This is a genomic window from Epibacterium sp. ABV4_022, from assembly GCF_056159345.1.
In genome coordinates, this window is the sequence record NZ_JBSWVA010000001.1 from 350,271 (window position 1) to 365,999 (window position 15,729).

Consider the following 15,729-nt stretch of genomic DNA (forward strand, 5'->3'; position numbering starts at 1 on the left):
AACGCCTCCGAGTGCGAGCTGTGCGCCACAAAAGCAAACGGCGAAGCCCGTGCTTCGCCGCCACATTCGTGCAGGATGCCCGGGTCTGTCAGCCGGCGCAGCGTTTTTCCGCGTCTTCGATCGCGGCTGTGAAGCCAAGCAGCGAAAACGTGTCCTTGGTTTGCGTCCCGCGCGAGGAGCGGGCTGTAAGCGTCGCGTCCGTACCACGTTTCATCGCGGTGATGATTTTGGCATCATCGGTTGGCGTTGCGGGCCATGCCCATTCGCCTTCTGTGAACAGTTCGAATTCGGAATCACCAATCTGCATGTTCACCGTGGAGCCCGGTGCAAACGGGTACCCGCCGGTGAATGTGACCTGACCCTTGTTCTCGCTGTCGGGGCGATAGAACACGAACAGCCGGATTTCGCTCCGGCGGACGGCAACAACACGGCCATCACGGGTGTTCACCGTCTCTTTGGGCGCCGAAACGCCAATACACTCTCGCGGAGAGGTTTCTTCGAATACGCTCCAATCCACATGAGCGCCCACGCGATTTTCCGTCGTTTCCTGCTGCGCGGCTGCAGCGGTGGCCATGCCAGCCACCAAGAGCGCGCTTGCCAAGCGACCGAATTTCAATGCCATGCGTCCCGCCTCCAAGACTGTCTTTTTCATTAATGTCCCCGGGCGCCCGCGGTGTTTTCCACACCGTCTTAGCCCATGCCTCATGATCCTTGACACAAGCATATTAGCGGAACAAGGGCCATGCGCAAATGCCGGGTTTGGCGGGATTCTGCCGTCTTTTCCTTGAAAACCCGGGGATTTGATTGTCAGCTGGCGTCGAATACATCCCAAAGCAAAGAGCCCGCGCCATGACCCGTCCGAATGCACCCGCTCCGTTCACCGAAATCTGGCGGGGCAAGCTGCTCGAGAGCCAGCATTTCGGTCATGCCGTGATTTGCAATGGCAAGGGCGAGGTGGTGCGTGCCTGGGGCGATCCGGAGCAGGTGATCTATCCGCGCAGTTCCTGCAAGATGGTGCAGGCGCTGCCCCTTCTGACCTCGGGCGCGGCAGCGCGCTACGGGCTGACATCGCAACAGCTGGCACTGGCCTGTGCGTCACACAACGGCGCCCGTATTCATGTCGACCGGGTGACCACCTGGCTCGAACAGCTCCAGCTGAGCGAGCGGGATTTGCGCTGCGGTGCGCAGATGCCACGCGACAAGGAGGTGATGCATGGGCTCATCAAACAGGATGACAGCCCGTGCCAGATCCACAACAATTGCTCGGGCAAACACGCGGGCTTCCTGACGCTTTCGCAGCATCTGGGGGCGGGGGCTGAATATGTAGAGATCGACCATCCGGTACAGCAGGCCTGCCAGGAGACCTTCGAGGAAGTGACCGGGGAAACCAGCCCCACCTACGGCATTGACGGCTGTTCTGCCCCGAATTTCGCCTGCACCATCACGGGACTTGCGCGCGCCATGGGCTGGTTTGCTTCGGCACACACCCGCAACGGGCGCGCTGATGATGCGGCGGTACAGTTGCGCGAGGCCATGGCGCTGCATCCCGAACTGGTTGCGGGAGAGGGGCGCGCCTGCACGGCGCTGATGCGGGATATGGGCGGCAAGGTTGCTGTCAAAACCGGGGCGGAGGGTGTATTTGTCGCCATCCTCCCCGAGCAAGAACTGGGGATCGCGCTGAAGGTCGCCGATGGCACCACGCGCGCGGCGGAGAACGCCATCACCACCTTGCTTGTCAGCCTTGGCGCGCTTGATCGCAACAGCCCCTCTGCCAAGGCCTATATGACGGCGCCGATCACCAACTGGAACGGTATCCACTGTGGCGACATGCGCCCCGCCGCTGGCCTGCAGTTCTAACTGCCCAGATTTTGCAGGTTACAGAAGATCCCAGATCAGTTTCAGGGCAAGGGTGACGGTGGTCAGAACCAACAGCGGCTTGATCACCTTTGCCCCCTGTTTTTGGGCCAGCCCCGCACCAACCCGCGCGCCTGCGATTTGGGCGATCCCCATTGCAATGCCGGTGAACCACCACGGCGTCGCCACCACGGCAAAGGCCGCCAGTGCGCCCGCGTTGGAGGCGAAGTTCAGTAGTTTCGTGTGCGCGGTCGCCTTGAGCACCCCGTAGCCAGCGAGACCCACAAAGGCGAGCATATAGAAACTGCCCGCACCGGGACCGAGCAAACCGTCATATGCTGCACAGAGCGGCACCATGGTGGCCGCAAACACTGCCGGCGACAGACGGCGTGCGCGGTCCACGTCGTTCAGCCCCTTCTTGGTGGCAAAAAACACTGCGATTCCGATCAATAGAATCGGCAGGGCATAGCGGATCAGATCGACTGGAAGCACAGATACCAAAAGCGCACCGCCGATGGAGGCGAAAAACGCGATTACCGCAGGTTTCCATTGCGTGCGAAGGTCGACATGGCCGCCGCGGGCATAGGTGATCGCCGCCGTGGCCGCGCCAAACAGCCCCTGGATCTTGTTGGTCGCAAGCGCCGTGACCGGGTTGGCACCTGCAATGAGCAGGACGGGCACCGTGATGAGCCCGCCACCACCGGCGACCGCGTCAATAAAACCAGCGGCAAAGCCCGCTGCCATCAACAGCAGCAGCACCTCGAAGGTGACTTCGAACATTCAATTATCCTTTGAAATCGTCCCGGCTATAGCCCTGCACATACAAGAGAGCCGTCAGATCGCCGTGATTGATGCGGATGTTGCACTCTGCCGCGACCGAGGGTTTGGCGTGGAGCGCCACGCCAGCCCCCGCACGGGTCAACATGCCAAGATCATTGGCTCCATCACCAACCGCAATCACCTGTGCCTCGGAAAGACCAAGGCGCGCAGTGATTTGTTCGAGCGCTTCGACCTTGGCTTCGCGGCCAAGGATTGGGTGGCCCACCTCGCCTGTCAGCGTGCCCTCTGCGACGACCAGAGTATTGGCGCGGTTTTCGTCAAACCCCAGTTCTGCCGCGACACGCGCGGTAAAGGCGGTAAATCCACCAGAAACCAGCGCCGCATATGCCCCATCGGCTTTCATCGTCGCCAAGAGCGCGCGGCCTCCCGGCATAAAGGTAATGCGGCTGTTCAGAACCTGCGTGATGACGTCCTCCGGAAGGCCCTTAAGCAATCCCACGCGTTCGGTCAGCGCACCCTCGAAATCCAATTCGCCGTTCATGGCACGGGCGGTGATGTCTTTGACGCGCGCGCCAACGCCGGCTTCATCCGCCAGCTCGTCGATGCACTCCTGCTGGATCATGGTCGAGTCCATGTCTGCCAGCAGCATCTTCTTGCGCCGCCCCTCAGTGGGTTGAAGCACCAGATCGACGCCCATGCCTTGCAGATCGTTCCAGACCTCCCATTGATTGTCGGGAAGCGCTTCCAGCGTGAACTCCGCCGCAATGCCGGGGTTCAGCCAATGCGCCTCTCCACCGCCCCAAGCGTTCCTCAGCGACTCGACCAATGAAGGCTCCAGCGTCGGATTGGCAGGGTTCACGAGCAGGGTGGCGACATACATGGGTGTTCTCCGGTCAGGGCGGGTTGTCTTCTCTTAACGAGGGCTTACCCGTGGCACCAGCCCGGAGGGGCATGGACCCCGAAGTTTCCGATTGGCGTCATTCGGGGTCGCAAAAATTTTCCAAAGCGACGCAAACGGTCGATTTTCCCAGTTGCGCGGAATCGCCCCCCCGCATATCGCTGTTGGTGGGACACCCCTCCCCAACGAGGGGCGCTTATCTGGAAGGGTAGCATTGATGGCTATTGCACAACCGGCATCGCGGCCGGCCAATCCGCGTTTTTCTTCTGGCCCCTGCGCCAAACCCCCCACCTACGATCTGTCCAAACTCGCTGGCGCGCCTCTGGGTCGCAGCCACCGCGCTGCCGTCGGCAAGGAAAAGCTCCTCGCTGCCATCGAAGGCACCCGCGAGGTTCTGGGCATCCCCGCAGACTACAAGATCGGCATCGTGCCTGCGTCCGACACCGGCGCGGTCGAGATGGCGATGTGGAACCTGCTGGGTGAACGCAAGGTCGAGATGCTCGCCTGGGAAAGCTTTGGCGCAGGCTGGGTCACCGACGTGGTGAAGCAGCTTAAAATCGACGCCGAGGTCAAGACCGCCGACTATGGCGACATCGTCGATCTGGCGACGGTGGACACCGATAATGACGTGGTCTTCACATGGAACGGCACCACCTCCGGCGTGCGGGTTCCCAATGGCGACTGGATCAAAGACGACCGCGAAGGTCTGACGATTTGTGACGCGACCTCTGCCGCCTTCGCACAGGAACTGCCGTGGCAGAAGCTCGATGTGACGACCTTCTCCTGGCAAAAAGTGCTCGGCGGTGAGGCCGCGCATGGCGTGATCGTCCTCAGCCCCCGCGCAGTCGAGCGCCTGGAGAGCTACACGCCCGCATGGCCGCTGCCGAAGATCTTCCGCCTGACCAAGGGCGGCAAGCTGATCGACGGGATCTTCACCGGTGCAACCATCAATACGCCGTCGATGCTGGCGGTTGAGGACTATCTGTTCGCGCTCGATTGGGCGCGGTCGGTCGGTGGCCTTGAGGGGCTGATTGGTCGGGCCAATGCCAATGCGGATGCGATCCACGCCTTTGCCTATGCCAACGACTGGATCGACAACCTCGCCAATGATCCGGCGACGCGGTCAAACACCTCTGTGTGTCTGAAGTTCACCGACAAGCGGATCAAGGATGGCGCGAGCTTTGCCAAGGCTGTGGCCAAGCGGCTGGAGGCCGAGGGCATCGCCTATGATATCGGTGCTTACCGTGACGCGCCTGCCGGTCTTCGGATCTGGTGTGGCGGCACGGTCGAGACGGCCGATATCGAGGCCATGCTGCCATGGCTCGCATGGGCCTTTGAGGCCGAGATCGCCGCGCAAGGCTAACGCAAGTCGCCCGGGCGACAGCCCGGGCAGCGCCCAACCACTCCCGCTATTTCAGGCCGCACCCCGGCCCCCGCAGACAAAGGACCAATGCAAATGGCCCCCAAAGTACTCATCTCCGACAAACTCTCGGACGCCGCCGTTCAGATCTTCCGTGACCGCGGCATTGACGTGGATTTCCTGCCCGACGTGGGCAAGGACAAGGAAAAGCTGGCGGAAATCATCGGCCAATATGATGGCCTCGCGATCCGCTCCGCCACCAAGGTGACACCGACCATTCTGGAACAGGCCACCAAGCTTAAAGTGATTGGCCGCGCCGGGATCGGCACCGACAACATCGACAAGGAAGCCGCGTCGAAAAAGGGCGTGATCGTCATGAACACCCCCTTCGGCAACATGATCACCACCGCCGAACATGCCATTGCAATGATGTTCGCCGTTGCGCGTCAGATCCCGGAGGCCTCCGCCTCCACCCATGCCGGGAAATGGGAAAAGTCCAAATTCATGGGCGTCGAGCTGACCGGCAAGACTCTCGGCGTGATCGGTGCGGGCAACATCGGTGGCATCGTCTGCGACCGCGCCCGGGGCCTCAAGATGAAGGTTGTGGCCTACGATCCCTTCCTCTCGGAAGAGAAGGCCAAGAAGATGCAGGTCGAAAAGGTCGAGCTGGACGAGCTGCTGACCCGCGCCGATTTCATCACCCTGCATGTGCCGCTGACCGATCAGACCAAGAACATCCTGAGCCGTGAAAACCTCGCCAAGACCAAGAAGGGCGTGCGCGTCATCAACTGTGCCCGTGGCGGTCTGGTCGACGAGGCGGCACTGGCAGAGGCCCTGACCTCGGGTCACGTCGCCGGCGCGGCCTTTGATGTGTTTTCGGTGGAGCCGGCCAAGGAAAATCCGCTTTTCGATCTGCCGAATGTGGTCTGCACGCCGCACCTCGGCGCCGCAACGAGCGAAGCCCAGGAAAACGTGGCGCTACAGGTCGCGGACCAGATGGCCAATTATCTGCTGACCGGGGCGGTTGAAAACGCGCTCAACATGCCGTCGGTCACGGCCGAAGAAGCCAAGGTCATGGGGCCGTGGATCAAACTCGCCGATCACCTCGGTGCCTTTGCCGGCCAGATGACGGATGAGCCCATCAAGGCGATCAATATTCTCTATGATGGTGTCGCGGCGGAGATGAATCTCGAAGCGCTCAACTGCTCTGTCGTGGCCGGCATCATGAAGAAGGTGAACCCGGACGTGAACATGGTGTCCGCCCCGGTGGTGGCCAAGGAACGTGGCATCCAGATTTCCACCACCAATCAGGACAAATCCGGGGCCTTTGACGGCTACGTCAAGGTGACCGTCGTGACGGCGAAACGGGAACGGTCCGTCGCAGGGACAGTGTTTTCCGACGGCAAGCCCCGGTTCATTCAGATCAAGGGGATCAATATCGACGCCGAGGTGGGGCAGCACATGCTCTACACCACCAACAATGACGTTCCGGGTATCATCGGCGCATTGGGGCGCACCATGGGCGACATGGATGTGAATATTGCCAACTTCACCCTTGGTCGTTCGACCGTGGGCGGTGAAGCAATTGCATTGCTCTATGTGGATGCGCCTGTCCCCGCGGATGCACGCGCAAAGCTGGCGGAAACCGGGCTGTTCACCCAGATCAAGCCGCTGGAATTCGACGTCGCCTGAGCTGCGCTTGTGCAGGCAGACCTATGAAAGGAACGGGTTCGCCAGGGATGGCGGACCCGAACTTGCGTCACGCGGCACGGCTGCGGATCACCGTGAAAAGGAAGATCAGGGCGCTCGCAAGCGTGAGAAAACTGCCCAGAATCGCCAGCACATCACCGCCGCCGCTTTGGGCGATGGCGATACCCGGCGCGATGGTGCCCACCGCCAGCACCGAAATCGCCAGGTGCAGGCGCGGCAATCGGCCCTGTGCGGCGGCGGGCACCGCGTGATAATAAAGCCCATAGAGCGCAAAACCGACCCAACCGATCAGGTTCAGATGCGCATGAGCATTTGCCAAAGTGTGATCCTGCGAGGCCGCCATCTGGATGCCCCAGATCATTCCGAGTATGCCCAAACAAACAGCCAGAACCATGAATCCGAATGCAATTCCCTTCATTCCGCGTTCCTTCCCTGGGTGACGGGTTTTCACCTTGCCCTCGGTGTCCCGTTTGCCTTTGTTACCGGTCGAGATGTTATCTCTCCGTGATCTTACCCGGATAAGACCGGGGCTTGCAGAAAAACTGAAAGAAGAACCACTATGACCAGACCCATCTATGCCATTGGCGATATTCACGGACAGACCGCGCAACTGAACCGCGCGCTGGAATTGATCGCGATGGATGGCGGCGTGGACGCGGAGGTGGTCTTTGTCGGCGACTACGTTGATCGGGGCCCGGACAGCCGGGGCGTGATTGACCAGCTGATGGAAGGTCAGGCGGCGGGGCGCAACTGGACGTGCCTCAAGGGCAATCACGACCGGATGTTCTCATGGTTTCTCGAAGAGTTCCCGCGTGAAGACCCGCATCTGCCGGTAGAGCTCTATTATCTGCAGGAACGCATCGGCGGCGCGGCGACGCTGGCCTCCTATGGGGTGAGCTGTCAGCCGCGGGACCGGACGTCGCTGGTGCATGAAAAGGCGCGTGCTGCGGTGCCAAGCACCCATCTGGAGTGGCTGGATCAGTTGCCCCTGTGCCACCAGACCGAGGAGCTGTTTTTTGTCCATGCGGGCATTCGCCCGGGTGTTTCACTCTCGCAGCAGGTCGAACAGGACATGCTCTGGATCAGGCAGGGGTTCCTCGAACATGCCGCTGCGCACCCGCGATTGATTGTGCATGGTCACACCGCCGAAGAACGCCCGGTCCACTATGGCAATCGGATCGATATCGACTGCGGCGCGGGCTACGGTCGGACATTGGTGCCGGTGGTGTTCGAAGGGCGTGAGGCCTGGTGCTTGACAGAAGAAGGGCGACAGCCCCTGCGTCCTGCTGCATAGACACATCCATATTCCGGGCCGAGTGTTATCCTTGCACACCGTATAGAAGAGTGTTGTTGATATTGCTCGCGTAATAGGTGTAGCAAGAGGGGCATGACTGACGTCGCGACCTGTTTGCATTCCCCTGCACGGCAGCTCCCTGTCGCCGGTGGCGTCGCGTTATGCTTCACGTTGTCCTGACTGTGGCAGGCTCTCCGACCGGGGTAGCCTGCCACTTTTTTGCAAGGGTCAATGCCCGGTCCAGTCCAGCACAACCTTGCCACTCTGCCCTGACTTCATGGTGGCGAAGCCCTGGGCAAACTCATCGACTGCAAACCGGTGGGTGATGACCCGGCTGACATCCAGGCCGTTTTGCAGCATGGCGATCATCTTGTACCAGGTTTCAAACATTTCACGGCCATAGACACCCTTGAGCGTGATCGCCTTAAAGACGATGCGCGACCAATCGACCGGGGATTTGCCCGGTGGAATCCCAAGAAGCGCGATCTTGCCACCCATCACCAGAGCCTCAACCATTTGGTCCAGCGCCTGCTGGTTGCCGGACATCTCAAGCCCGACGTCAAAACCTTCTTTCAGACCCAGCTCGTGCTTCACGTCATTCAGGTCTTCCTTGGCCACGTTGACGGTACGAACCCGCGCGACCTGTTCCGCCAAGGTCAGACGGTCGACGTTCACATCCGTGATGACCACATGTCGCGCCCCGGCGTGGCGGGCGACGGCTGCTGCCATGATGCCGATGGGGCCTGCGCCGGTGATCAGCACATCTTCACCCAGCAGATCAAAGCTCAGCGCGGTGTGCACGGCATTGCCCAGCGGGTCGAGGATCGCGCCGATTTCATCCGGAATGTCGTCGGGCAGGGGCACCACATTAAACGCGGGAAGGCGCAAATACTGCGCAAATGCGCCTTGCTCGTTGACCCCGATCCCGCGCGTGCCCGGATCAAGGTGAAACTTTCCGGAACGTGATTGACGGCTCTCGGTGCCGATCAGATGCCCCTCGCCCGAGCAACGCTGCCCGACCGAGAGCCCGGTCACGTTCCGCCCCAGCTCCACGATCTCGCCTGCGAATTCATGGCCGGTGATCATCGGCACGGGCACCGTGTGTGCGGCCCAATCGTCCCAGTTCCAGATGTGAATGTCGGTGCCGCAGATGCCGGTTTTGTTGACCTTGATCAGCACATCATCCGGCCCGATGTCCGGTACCGGCGCCTGCACCATCCAGAGACCCTCTTCGGGTTTGGATTTTTCAAGGGCTTTCATTGTGTTGGGCAGCATGTCAGATCACTCCACAGGCTTTGCCCGCACGCTCAAACGCGCCGAGGGCTCGGGACAATTCCTCACGGGTCAGGGCGGCATTCATCTGGGTGCGGATGCGGGCCTGGCCCTTGGGCACAACGGGAAAGAAGAAGCCGGAGACATAGACACCTTCGTCAAAGAGCCTGGCCGCCATGGCTTGTGCAAGCTTGGCATCTCCCAGCATCACCGGGATGATCGGGTGTTCGCCGGGCAGCAGGTCAAACCCCAGCTCCGTCAGGCCCTCACGCCAGAATTTGGCGTTTTTAAACAGCTGCTTGCGGAGGTCCTCGCCTTCTTCAACCAGACGGATCGCTTCCAGGCCCGCCGCTACGACTGCAGGCGGCAACGAGTTTGAAAACAGATAGGGCCGTGCGCGCTGACGTAGCAGGTCAATCACCGGCTGCGGTCCGGCGATATAGCCGCCGATCGCACCGCCCAGCGCCTTGCCCAGCGTGCCGGTCAGAATGTCGACGTCGACGCCAAAATGATCCGGCGTGCCGGCCCCATGTGGCCCCATGAACCCCGTCGCATGACAGTCATCGACCATAACCACCGCATCATAACGGTCGGCAATCTCGCGGATTGCAGGCAGGTTGGCCAGGTAGCCATCCATGGAGAACACGCCATCGGTGGCCACCATGATGTGGCGTGCACCGGCTGCACGGGCGTCTTTCAGCTTGGCCTCCAGATCCGCCATGTCGTTGTTGGCATAGCGATAGCGCTGCGCCTTGCAGAGGCGGATGCCGTCGATGATGGAAGCGTGGTTCAGACTGTCGGAGACAATCGCATCCTCCGGCCCAAGCAAGGGTTCGAACAGCCCGCCATTGGCGTCAAAACAGGCGGCAAACAGGATCGAATCGTCCTTGCCCAGGAATTTTGCAATGCGCTGCTCCAGCGCGCGGTGCAGATCTTGCGTGCCGCAGATGAAACGGACCGAGGCCATTCCATAGCCCTTGTCGTCCATCACAGCCTTTGCAGCGGCAATCAGATCTGGATGATCAGCCAGGCCAAGATAGTTGTTGGCACAGAGGTTGATGACCGCGCGGTCGCCCACGTGGATCTCGCCCGCCTGGGGCGAGGTGATCATTCGTTCGCGCTTGTAAAGACCGTCCGCTTCGATCTGCGTCAGGGTTTCGCTGATGTGGCTGAGAAAAGCATTGGACATGAGCACGACTCCGGTTGTTTCCCGAAGTCTGTCATAGTGGACGTGCGTCCGTAAAGGTGGAATTTCAGCTTTGCGGAAAAAAATCCGCAATTACGGAATCCTCACCTTCTCACCGAAACTATCCCAGGTGAATTGGCCGAGAGGCCAAGAGGGGCCGCGCCCCTCAACTGTTCTTCACAATCAGGAACACCCGCGCAGCGCCGTCCGGGGCGGCAATCGCATGTGAAACATCGGCCGCATAGCGGGCTGTATCGCCTGGCAAGAGGCGATCCTCCGCCGTGCCGGAGGTCAAGACAACCGTTCCTTCGAGCACCGTCAGTTGTTCCCGCGTGCCGGGCGTGTGTGGTTGGCTGATCAAGGCCCCTCCGGCAGCAAAGCTGATGTCATAGACCTCATGCCCGCCGACATCTTCAGGCGGAGACAGGATGGCGATGGTGCATTGCGCGGCCTTGCTGTCGATCACGGGCACATCCCGCGCGCGCAGAACATCGATGCGGTCGACCGTCTCGCTGGCCTCCAACAGTCCGGCGAAATCCACCTGAAGCGCGCGGGTGAGATTCCAAAGCGTTGCGATCGTGGGCGAACTCTCCCCTCGTTCGATCTGGCTCACCATTGAGCGGCTGACTCCGGAAAGGTTCGCCACTGCTTCCAGGCTCAACCCTTGCGCCCGGCGTGCCTCTTTCAGGCGGGCGGGCAAAAGGGTCAGGATATCGTCTGTCGTGTCCGTCATGACGGAAGTAGTGGCGCGGCCAGACGATGCTGTCAATGACGGGACGTCCTGCGGGACAGGTTTATGCTGCGGGTGCATACTGGCGCAAACGGACATGAGGAGTGAGACATGACGGATATCGTGATTCTGGACGGCGCGCGCACGGCGATTGGTGCCTTTGGTGGCGCATTGGCACAAACTGCGCCGATCGATCTGGGCGCGACGGTGGCCAAGGCAGCAATGGAGCGTTCCGGTGTTGAGCCTGCGCAAATCGGCACCGTGGTTTACGGCCATGTCATCAACACCGAGCCGCGTGACATGTATTTGTCGCGGGTGGCCGCGATGCAGGCAGGTATTCCCGAAACCACACCGGCGATGAATGTGAACCGGCTGTGTGGATCGGGCGCGCAAGCGATTGTCTCGGGCATTCAGGCCTTGATGCTGGGCGACGCGGAGTTTGCACTTACGGGTGGTGCCGAGAACATGTCGCGCAGTCCCTTCATCACACCCTCGACTCGCTGGGGGCAGAAAATGGGCGATGTAAAATCGCTCGACATGATGCTGGGCGCGCTCAACTGCCCCTTTGGGACCGGCCATATGGGGGTGACCGCAGAGAATGTCGCAAACGAGCATGAGATCACCCGTGAACAGATGGACGCATTTGCCATGGCCAGCCAGACCCGCGCGGCGGCAGCGATTGAGGCAGGCTATTTCCAAAGCCAGATCGTACCGGTCGAGGTGAAGGTCAAACGCGATATGGTGCCGTTTGAAGTGGATGAGCACCCCAAAGCCACCTCGCTGGAAGCGCTCGCAGGCCTGCGCCCGGTGTTTCAGAAGGAGGGTCGTGTCACTGCGGGCAATGCGTCGGGGATCAACGATGGCGCGGCGGCATTGGTGTTGGCAACTGGTGAGGCGGCGGAGAAGGCCGGTCTGAAACCCAAGGCGCGGGTGCTGGGGTATGCCCATGCGGGCGTGCGGCCAGAGGTGATGGGCGTTGGTCCGATTCCGGCGGTGGAGCAGCTGTTGAAGCGCATCGATATGACCGTCGGGGATTTTGACCTGATCGAGTCGAACGAGGCCTTTGCAGCGCAGGCACTGGCGGTGAACAAAGCGCTCGGGCTGGACGCCGCCAAAGTGAACCCCAATGGCGGTGCGATCGCATTGGGGCATCCGGTGGGGGCAACCGGAGCCATCATCACCGTCAAGGCGCTGTATGAATTGGAACGCACGGGCGGTCGCCGGGCGATCATCACCATGTGTATAGGTGGTGGTCAGGGGATTGCACTGGCAATCGAGCGTCTTTGATCTGATCGGGCGGAGGGGCGGTGCCCCTCTGCGCTGGCGCGCATTCACCCCAGGATATTTTTGGTTAGATGAGGGGGCTGAGATCGTCGGCCCCCTTTTTGTTACGCCAGATGCGTGATGATGAGAGTGGCGAGGACGCCAACAGTCGCGCCTGCGGCCGCGGCACGTTTCCAAGGGCGGCGGGCTGATGTATCTTCCGGTTCCTGCGCCTGCGCGATCAGGGCGCGTTCCACCAACGTGGGCAGACGCGGGCCAAAGCGGGCCAAGACCAACGCAGTCTTGCCCAGATCAGACGCGATAGCGCGGGGGCCGATGGAGGATTTGATGTAGTCCTCCACCACCGGCTTTGCGACATCCCAGATGTTGATGCGCGGATCAAGCGAGCGGGCGACGCCTTCGACCACCACCATGGTGCGCTGCAACAGGATCAACTCTGTGCGCGTTTCCATGCCAAAACGCTCTGTCACCTCGAAGAGGTAGTTCAAGAGCCGCCCCATGGAGATATGCGTGGCGTCCATGCCAAAGATCGGCTCTCCAACGGCCCGCAATGCGCGGGCGAACTCGTCGACATCCTGCGTGGCGGGCACATAGCCTGCCTCGAAATGGACTTCGGCCACGCGTTTATAGTCGCGTTTGATGAACCCATAGAGGATCTCGGCATAGACCCGGCGGGTATATAGGTCGATATGGCCCATGATGCCAAAGTCATAGGCAATGATGTCGCCATTGGCGGCGACCTTCATATTGCCCTGGTGCATGTCAGCATGGAAATACCCATCGCGCAGCGCATGATTCAGGAACAGCGACAAGACCCGTTCACCCAGCGCGTGACGATCATGACCGGCGGCATCCAGCGCGTCATTGTCGCCGATCGGCAACCCGTCGGCCCAGCCCAGCGTCATCACCCGGCGGGCTGAGTAATTCCACAGCACTGGCGGTAGTTGGAAGCCCGCGTCATTGGAGGTGTTATCCGCGAACTCTGAGGCGGCCGCACTTTCAAGGCGCAGGTCCAGTTCGCCACGGACAACGCCATCGAAGTGGGTGATCACATCCATGGGGCGCAGGCGTTTGGCGCCGGGTGCGAACAGCTCTGCGATGCGGGCGGCGAAATAGAAGGCGTCCACGTCCTTGCGAAAGGCGCGTTCGACACCCGGGCGGAGTACCTTGACGGCGACGTCCTGGCCGGTTTCAGCAAGCTTGGCATGATGAACCTGCGCAATGGAGGCAGCGGCGATCGGCTCGGAAAACTCCGAGAAAACCTCGTCCACGGATTGGCCCAGTTCCTTGGCGACCTCATCCATGGCGACTTCGCACGGGAAGGGGGGCAGCTTGTCTTGCAAGACGCGCAATTGCCGCGCCATATCCTCGCCCACCACGTCGGGGCGGGTCGAGAGCACCTGACCGAACTTGATGTAGGCCGGCCCCAAAGCGGTGATTGCGCGGGTTGCCGGTGGCATGGATGGGTCGCCCTTGTAGCCAAGCCACTGGAACGGCCAGCCAAGGGTATAGGCGACCATGCGCAACGGGGCCGGGGCATCAAAGGCGTCGAGTACCACATTCATGGCACCGGTCCGCACGAAGGTGGCGCCTGTTCGGATCAGGCGAATGATGTTGTGAGGTCCGCGCATCGATCAGATCTTCCAGCCCGAATGCAGAGCGGCAATGCCCATCGACAGGTTTCGGTATTTGGCGTTTTCAAATCCGGCCTGTTTCACCATCCCGAGGAACGTTTCCTGGTCCGGGAAGTTGCGGATCGATTCCACCAGATACTGATAGCTGTCGTAATCGCCGGCGATCATCTGTCCCATACGGGGAATGACGTAGAAACTATAGAGGTCATAGAGCTTTTGCAGCCCGTCGTTCGGCAGTTGGCTGAACTCCAGCACCATCAGGCGGCCACCGGGTTTTAGGACGCGGAAGGCTTCGTTCAGGGCCTCTTGCGGGCGGGTCACATTCCGGATGCCGAAAGAAATGGTGTAGACGTCGAATGTGTTGTCTTTGAACGGCAGCGCCATGGCGTCGCCGGTGACCCAGTCCAGACTGTCGGCCATCTGCTCGGCCTCGGCCCGCTTGCGCCCCTCTTCCAGCATCGGCCGGGTGAGGTCGAGCACGGTGGAGTGTCCGTAGCCCGCGCGTTTCAGGAAGCGAAACGAAATATCGCCGGTCCCACCCGCCACATCCAGCAGGCGTTGACCGGGGCGCGGTGCCAGCCAGTCCATCATCGCATCCTTCCAGATCCGGTGGATGCCGACGCTCATCACGTCGTTCATGATGTCGTATTTCGAGGCGACGGAGTTGAAGACCCCCTGCACCCGGCCTGCCTTTTCGTGCTCCGGCACGGATTGAAAGCCGAAATGGGTGGTGCTGTCAGATTTCTCGGTCATGGGCCTTGTCGTCCTCGCAGTTTCGCCCTTGTTATAGAGCGCTCACGGGGCGGCACAATGCGCCCTTCTGTCAGGGGAGTCCTCTAATGCCTGAATTGCCCGAGGTCGAGACGGTGATGCGCGGCCTGCGCCCTTCGATGGAAGGCGCCGTGATCGCGCGCGCGGATGTGAACCGCCCCGATCTGCGCTGGCCGTTCCCGGACCGGATGGCGGAGCGTCTGTCGGGGCGGCGTGTCATGTCGATGCGGCGACGGTCAAAGTACATCCTTGCGGATCTCGATAGCGGCGAGACGCTTTTGATCCATCTCGGCATGTCCGGGCGGATGACCGTTTCTGGCGATCCCCTGGGGCAATTCGTGCACGATCACCCCGCGCAAGAGAAACACGACCATGTGGTGTTTCACATGGACAACGGCGCCCGTGTCACCTTCAACGATCCGCGCCGCTTCGGCGCGATGGACCTGCTGGAGACCGCAACGGCGGAGACGCACAAGCTGCTCGCGGTGCTGGGGCCGGAACCGCTGGGCAACGATTTTCACGAGCAGCACCTGATTGCTGCGTTCAAAGGGCGCCGGACGCCGGTGAAATCAGCGCTGCTCGATCAGGGAATCATCGCAGGTCTTGGGAATATATACGTCTGCGAAGCCTTGTTCCGTGCCGGAATTTCGCCACGTCGCGAAACGGGCCGGATCAGCGCTGCGCGCGTCGCCGCGCTGGTCCCGATCATCCGCGAGGTCTTGCAGGATGCCATCGCGGCGGGGGGATCCTCGCTGAAGGATTTTCGCCAAGCCAATGGAGAGCTTGGATATTTTCAGCATACCTTTGATGTTTACGGGCGCGAGGATCAGCCCTGTCGCCGTGCCGAGTGTGGCGGTATCGTAAGCAGAATCACCCAGTCGGGGCGGTCGTCCTTCTACTGTGGCAAGTGCCAAAGATAGCTTGAAAGAGCGAACCGCCGTGATAAGGACTGATGG

General features: G+C 61.0%; 15 protein-coding genes. 6 read left to right on the plus strand and 9 right to left on the minus strand.

The window, feature by feature from the left end; all coding sequences use genetic code 11:
* Nucleotides 1–88: 88 nt before the first annotated feature.
* The gene (locus ACXAF5_RS01670; protein WP_239322115.1) at nt 89–622 is read right to left on the minus strand and encodes an invasion associated locus B family protein; all 534 of its coding nucleotides are present in this window, start codon (nt 620–622) and stop codon (nt 89–91) included.
* Between the two features lie 227 nt (nt 623–849).
* Between ACXAF5_RS01670 and ACXAF5_RS01675 the strand changes: the two genes are divergently transcribed.
* On the plus strand, nt 850–1,857 hold the full coding sequence (locus ACXAF5_RS01675) for an asparaginase (RefSeq protein WP_474945298.1): 1,008 nt from the start codon (nt 850–852) through the stop codon (nt 1,855–1,857).
* 18 nt (nt 1,858–1,875) lie between these two features.
* Here the strand turns inward: ACXAF5_RS01675 and ACXAF5_RS01680 are convergent, their stop codons facing one another.
* A complete protein-coding gene (locus ACXAF5_RS01680; RefSeq protein ID WP_474945299.1) occupies nt 1,876–2,634 on the minus strand; it encodes a TSUP family transporter in 759 nt (252 codons plus the stop codon).
* A 4-nt stretch (nt 2,635–2,638) separates the two neighbouring features.
* Nucleotides 2,639–3,514, minus strand: a complete 876-nt coding sequence (serB, locus tag ACXAF5_RS01685; RefSeq protein WP_474945300.1) for a phosphoserine phosphatase SerB — start codon at nt 3,512–3,514, stop codon at nt 2,639–2,641.
* Between the two features lie 235 nt (nt 3,515–3,749).
* On the opposite strand from serB, the gene ACXAF5_RS01690 reads away from it, so the two are divergent.
* Entirely contained in the window at nt 3,750–4,895 is a 1,146-nt protein-coding gene (locus ACXAF5_RS01690; RefSeq protein ID WP_239322111.1) for a phosphoserine transaminase, read from the plus strand.
* A 93-nt stretch (nt 4,896–4,988) separates the two neighbouring features.
* Complete coding sequence (gene serA / locus ACXAF5_RS01695) at nt 4,989–6,584, plus strand: phosphoglycerate dehydrogenase (RefSeq protein WP_474945301.1); 1,596 nt, start codon at nt 4,989–4,991, stop codon at nt 6,582–6,584.
* Nucleotides 6,585–6,651: 67 nt separating this feature from the next.
* On the opposite strand, the gene ACXAF5_RS01700 is transcribed toward serA, so the two are convergent.
* The gene (locus ACXAF5_RS01700) at nt 6,652–7,020 is read right to left on the minus strand and encodes a hypothetical protein (RefSeq protein WP_474945302.1); all 369 of its coding nucleotides are present in this window, start codon (nt 7,018–7,020) and stop codon (nt 6,652–6,654) included.
* A 141-nt stretch (nt 7,021–7,161) separates the two neighbouring features.
* Here ACXAF5_RS01700 and ACXAF5_RS01705 point away from each other — a divergent pair, with 141 nt between their 5' ends.
* Nucleotides 7,162–7,896 carry a metallophosphoesterase family protein gene (locus tag ACXAF5_RS01705; protein ID WP_474945303.1) on the plus strand — a complete coding sequence of 245 codons (735 nt, stop codon included), beginning with the start codon at nt 7,162–7,164 and terminating at the stop codon, nt 7,894–7,896.
* Nucleotides 7,897–8,124: 228 nt separating this feature from the next.
* Here ACXAF5_RS01705 and tdh read toward each other — a convergent pair whose 3' ends face one another.
* The 3 genes from tdh to ACXAF5_RS01720 all read right to left on the minus strand — a co-directional run bounded on the left by tdh (nt 8,125) and on the right by ACXAF5_RS01720 (nt 11,087).
* Nucleotides 8,125–9,156 carry an L-threonine 3-dehydrogenase gene (tdh, locus tag ACXAF5_RS01710; protein ID WP_474947781.1) on the minus strand — a complete coding sequence of 344 codons (1,032 nt, stop codon included), beginning with the start codon at nt 9,154–9,156 and terminating at the stop codon, nt 8,125–8,127.
* A gap of 16 nt (nt 9,157–9,172) precedes the next feature.
* On the minus strand, nt 9,173–10,357 hold the full coding sequence (locus ACXAF5_RS01715; RefSeq protein ID WP_474945304.1) for a glycine C-acetyltransferase: 1,185 nt from the start codon (nt 10,355–10,357) through the stop codon (nt 9,173–9,175).
* A 163-nt stretch (nt 10,358–10,520) separates the two neighbouring features.
* Nucleotides 10,521–11,087 carry a helix-turn-helix domain-containing protein gene (locus ACXAF5_RS01720; protein WP_474945305.1) on the minus strand — a complete coding sequence of 189 codons (567 nt, stop codon included), beginning with the start codon at nt 11,085–11,087 and terminating at the stop codon, nt 10,521–10,523.
* Between the two features lie 108 nt (nt 11,088–11,195).
* On the opposite strand from ACXAF5_RS01720, the gene ACXAF5_RS01725 reads away from it, so the two are divergent.
* Nucleotides 11,196–12,371: an acetyl-CoA C-acyltransferase family protein gene (locus tag ACXAF5_RS01725; protein WP_474945306.1), complete on the plus strand. Its 1,176-nt coding sequence runs from the start codon at nt 11,196–11,198 to the stop codon at nt 12,369–12,371.
* 101 nt (nt 12,372–12,472) lie between these two features.
* Here the strand turns inward: ACXAF5_RS01725 and ubiB are convergent, their stop codons facing one another.
* Entirely contained in the window at nt 12,473–13,999 is a 1,527-nt protein-coding gene (gene ubiB, locus ACXAF5_RS01730) for a 2-polyprenylphenol 6-hydroxylase (protein WP_474945307.1), read from the minus strand.
* 3 nt (nt 14,000–14,002) lie between these two features.
* The gene (gene ubiE / locus ACXAF5_RS01735) at nt 14,003–14,755 is read right to left on the minus strand and encodes a bifunctional demethylmenaquinone methyltransferase/2-methoxy-6-polyprenyl-1,4-benzoquinol methylase UbiE (RefSeq protein ID WP_474945308.1); all 753 of its coding nucleotides are present in this window, start codon (nt 14,753–14,755) and stop codon (nt 14,003–14,005) included.
* Between the two features lie 86 nt (nt 14,756–14,841).
* On the opposite strand from ubiE, the gene mutM reads away from it, so the two are divergent.
* Nucleotides 14,842–15,693, plus strand: coding sequence for a bifunctional DNA-formamidopyrimidine glycosylase/DNA-(apurinic or apyrimidinic site) lyase (gene mutM, locus ACXAF5_RS01740; protein ID WP_474945309.1), 852 nt, complete (start codon nt 14,842–14,844; stop codon nt 15,691–15,693).
* Nucleotides 15,694–15,729: the final 36 nt, after the last annotated feature.

What these genes read in the sequence shown, in the direction of transcription:
- ACXAF5_RS01670 (WP_239322115.1), bottom strand. Translation starts at nt 622, where the DNA reads ATGGCATTGAAATTCGGTCGCTTGGCAAGCGCGCTCTTGGTGGCTGGC.
- ACXAF5_RS01675 (WP_474945298.1), top strand. Translation starts at nt 850, where the DNA reads ATGACCCGTCCGAATGCACCCGCTCCGTTCACCGAAATCTGGCGGGGC.
- ACXAF5_RS01680 (WP_474945299.1), bottom strand. Translation starts at nt 2,634, where the DNA reads ATGTTCGAAGTCACCTTCGAGGTGCTGCTGCTGTTGATGGCAGCGGGC.
- serB (WP_474945300.1), bottom strand. Translation starts at nt 3,514, where the DNA reads ATGTATGTCGCCACCCTGCTCGTGAACCCTGCCAATCCGACGCTGGAG.
- ACXAF5_RS01690 (WP_239322111.1), top strand. Translation starts at nt 3,750, where the DNA reads ATGGCTATTGCACAACCGGCATCGCGGCCGGCCAATCCGCGTTTTTCT.
- serA (WP_474945301.1), top strand. Translation starts at nt 4,989, where the DNA reads ATGGCCCCCAAAGTACTCATCTCCGACAAACTCTCGGACGCCGCCGTT.
- ACXAF5_RS01700 (WP_474945302.1), bottom strand. Translation starts at nt 7,020, where the DNA reads ATGAAGGGAATTGCATTCGGATTCATGGTTCTGGCTGTTTGTTTGGGC.
- ACXAF5_RS01705 (WP_474945303.1), top strand. Translation starts at nt 7,162, where the DNA reads ATGACCAGACCCATCTATGCCATTGGCGATATTCACGGACAGACCGCG.
- tdh (WP_474947781.1), bottom strand. Translation starts at nt 9,156, where the DNA reads ATGAAAGCCCTTGAAAAATCCAAACCCGAAGAGGGTCTCTGGATGGTG.
- ACXAF5_RS01715 (WP_474945304.1), bottom strand. Translation starts at nt 10,357, where the DNA reads ATGTCCAATGCTTTTCTCAGCCACATCAGCGAAACCCTGACGCAGATC.
- ACXAF5_RS01720 (WP_474945305.1), bottom strand. Translation starts at nt 11,087, where the DNA reads ATGACGGACACGACAGACGATATCCTGACCCTTTTGCCCGCCCGCCTG.
- ACXAF5_RS01725 (WP_474945306.1), top strand. Translation starts at nt 11,196, where the DNA reads ATGACGGATATCGTGATTCTGGACGGCGCGCGCACGGCGATTGGTGCC.
- ubiB (WP_474945307.1), bottom strand. Translation starts at nt 13,999, where the DNA reads ATGCGCGGACCTCACAACATCATTCGCCTGATCCGAACAGGCGCCACC.
- ubiE (WP_474945308.1), bottom strand. Translation starts at nt 14,755, where the DNA reads ATGACCGAGAAATCTGACAGCACCACCCATTTCGGCTTTCAATCCGTG.
- mutM (WP_474945309.1), top strand. Translation starts at nt 14,842, where the DNA reads ATGCCTGAATTGCCCGAGGTCGAGACGGTGATGCGCGGCCTGCGCCCT.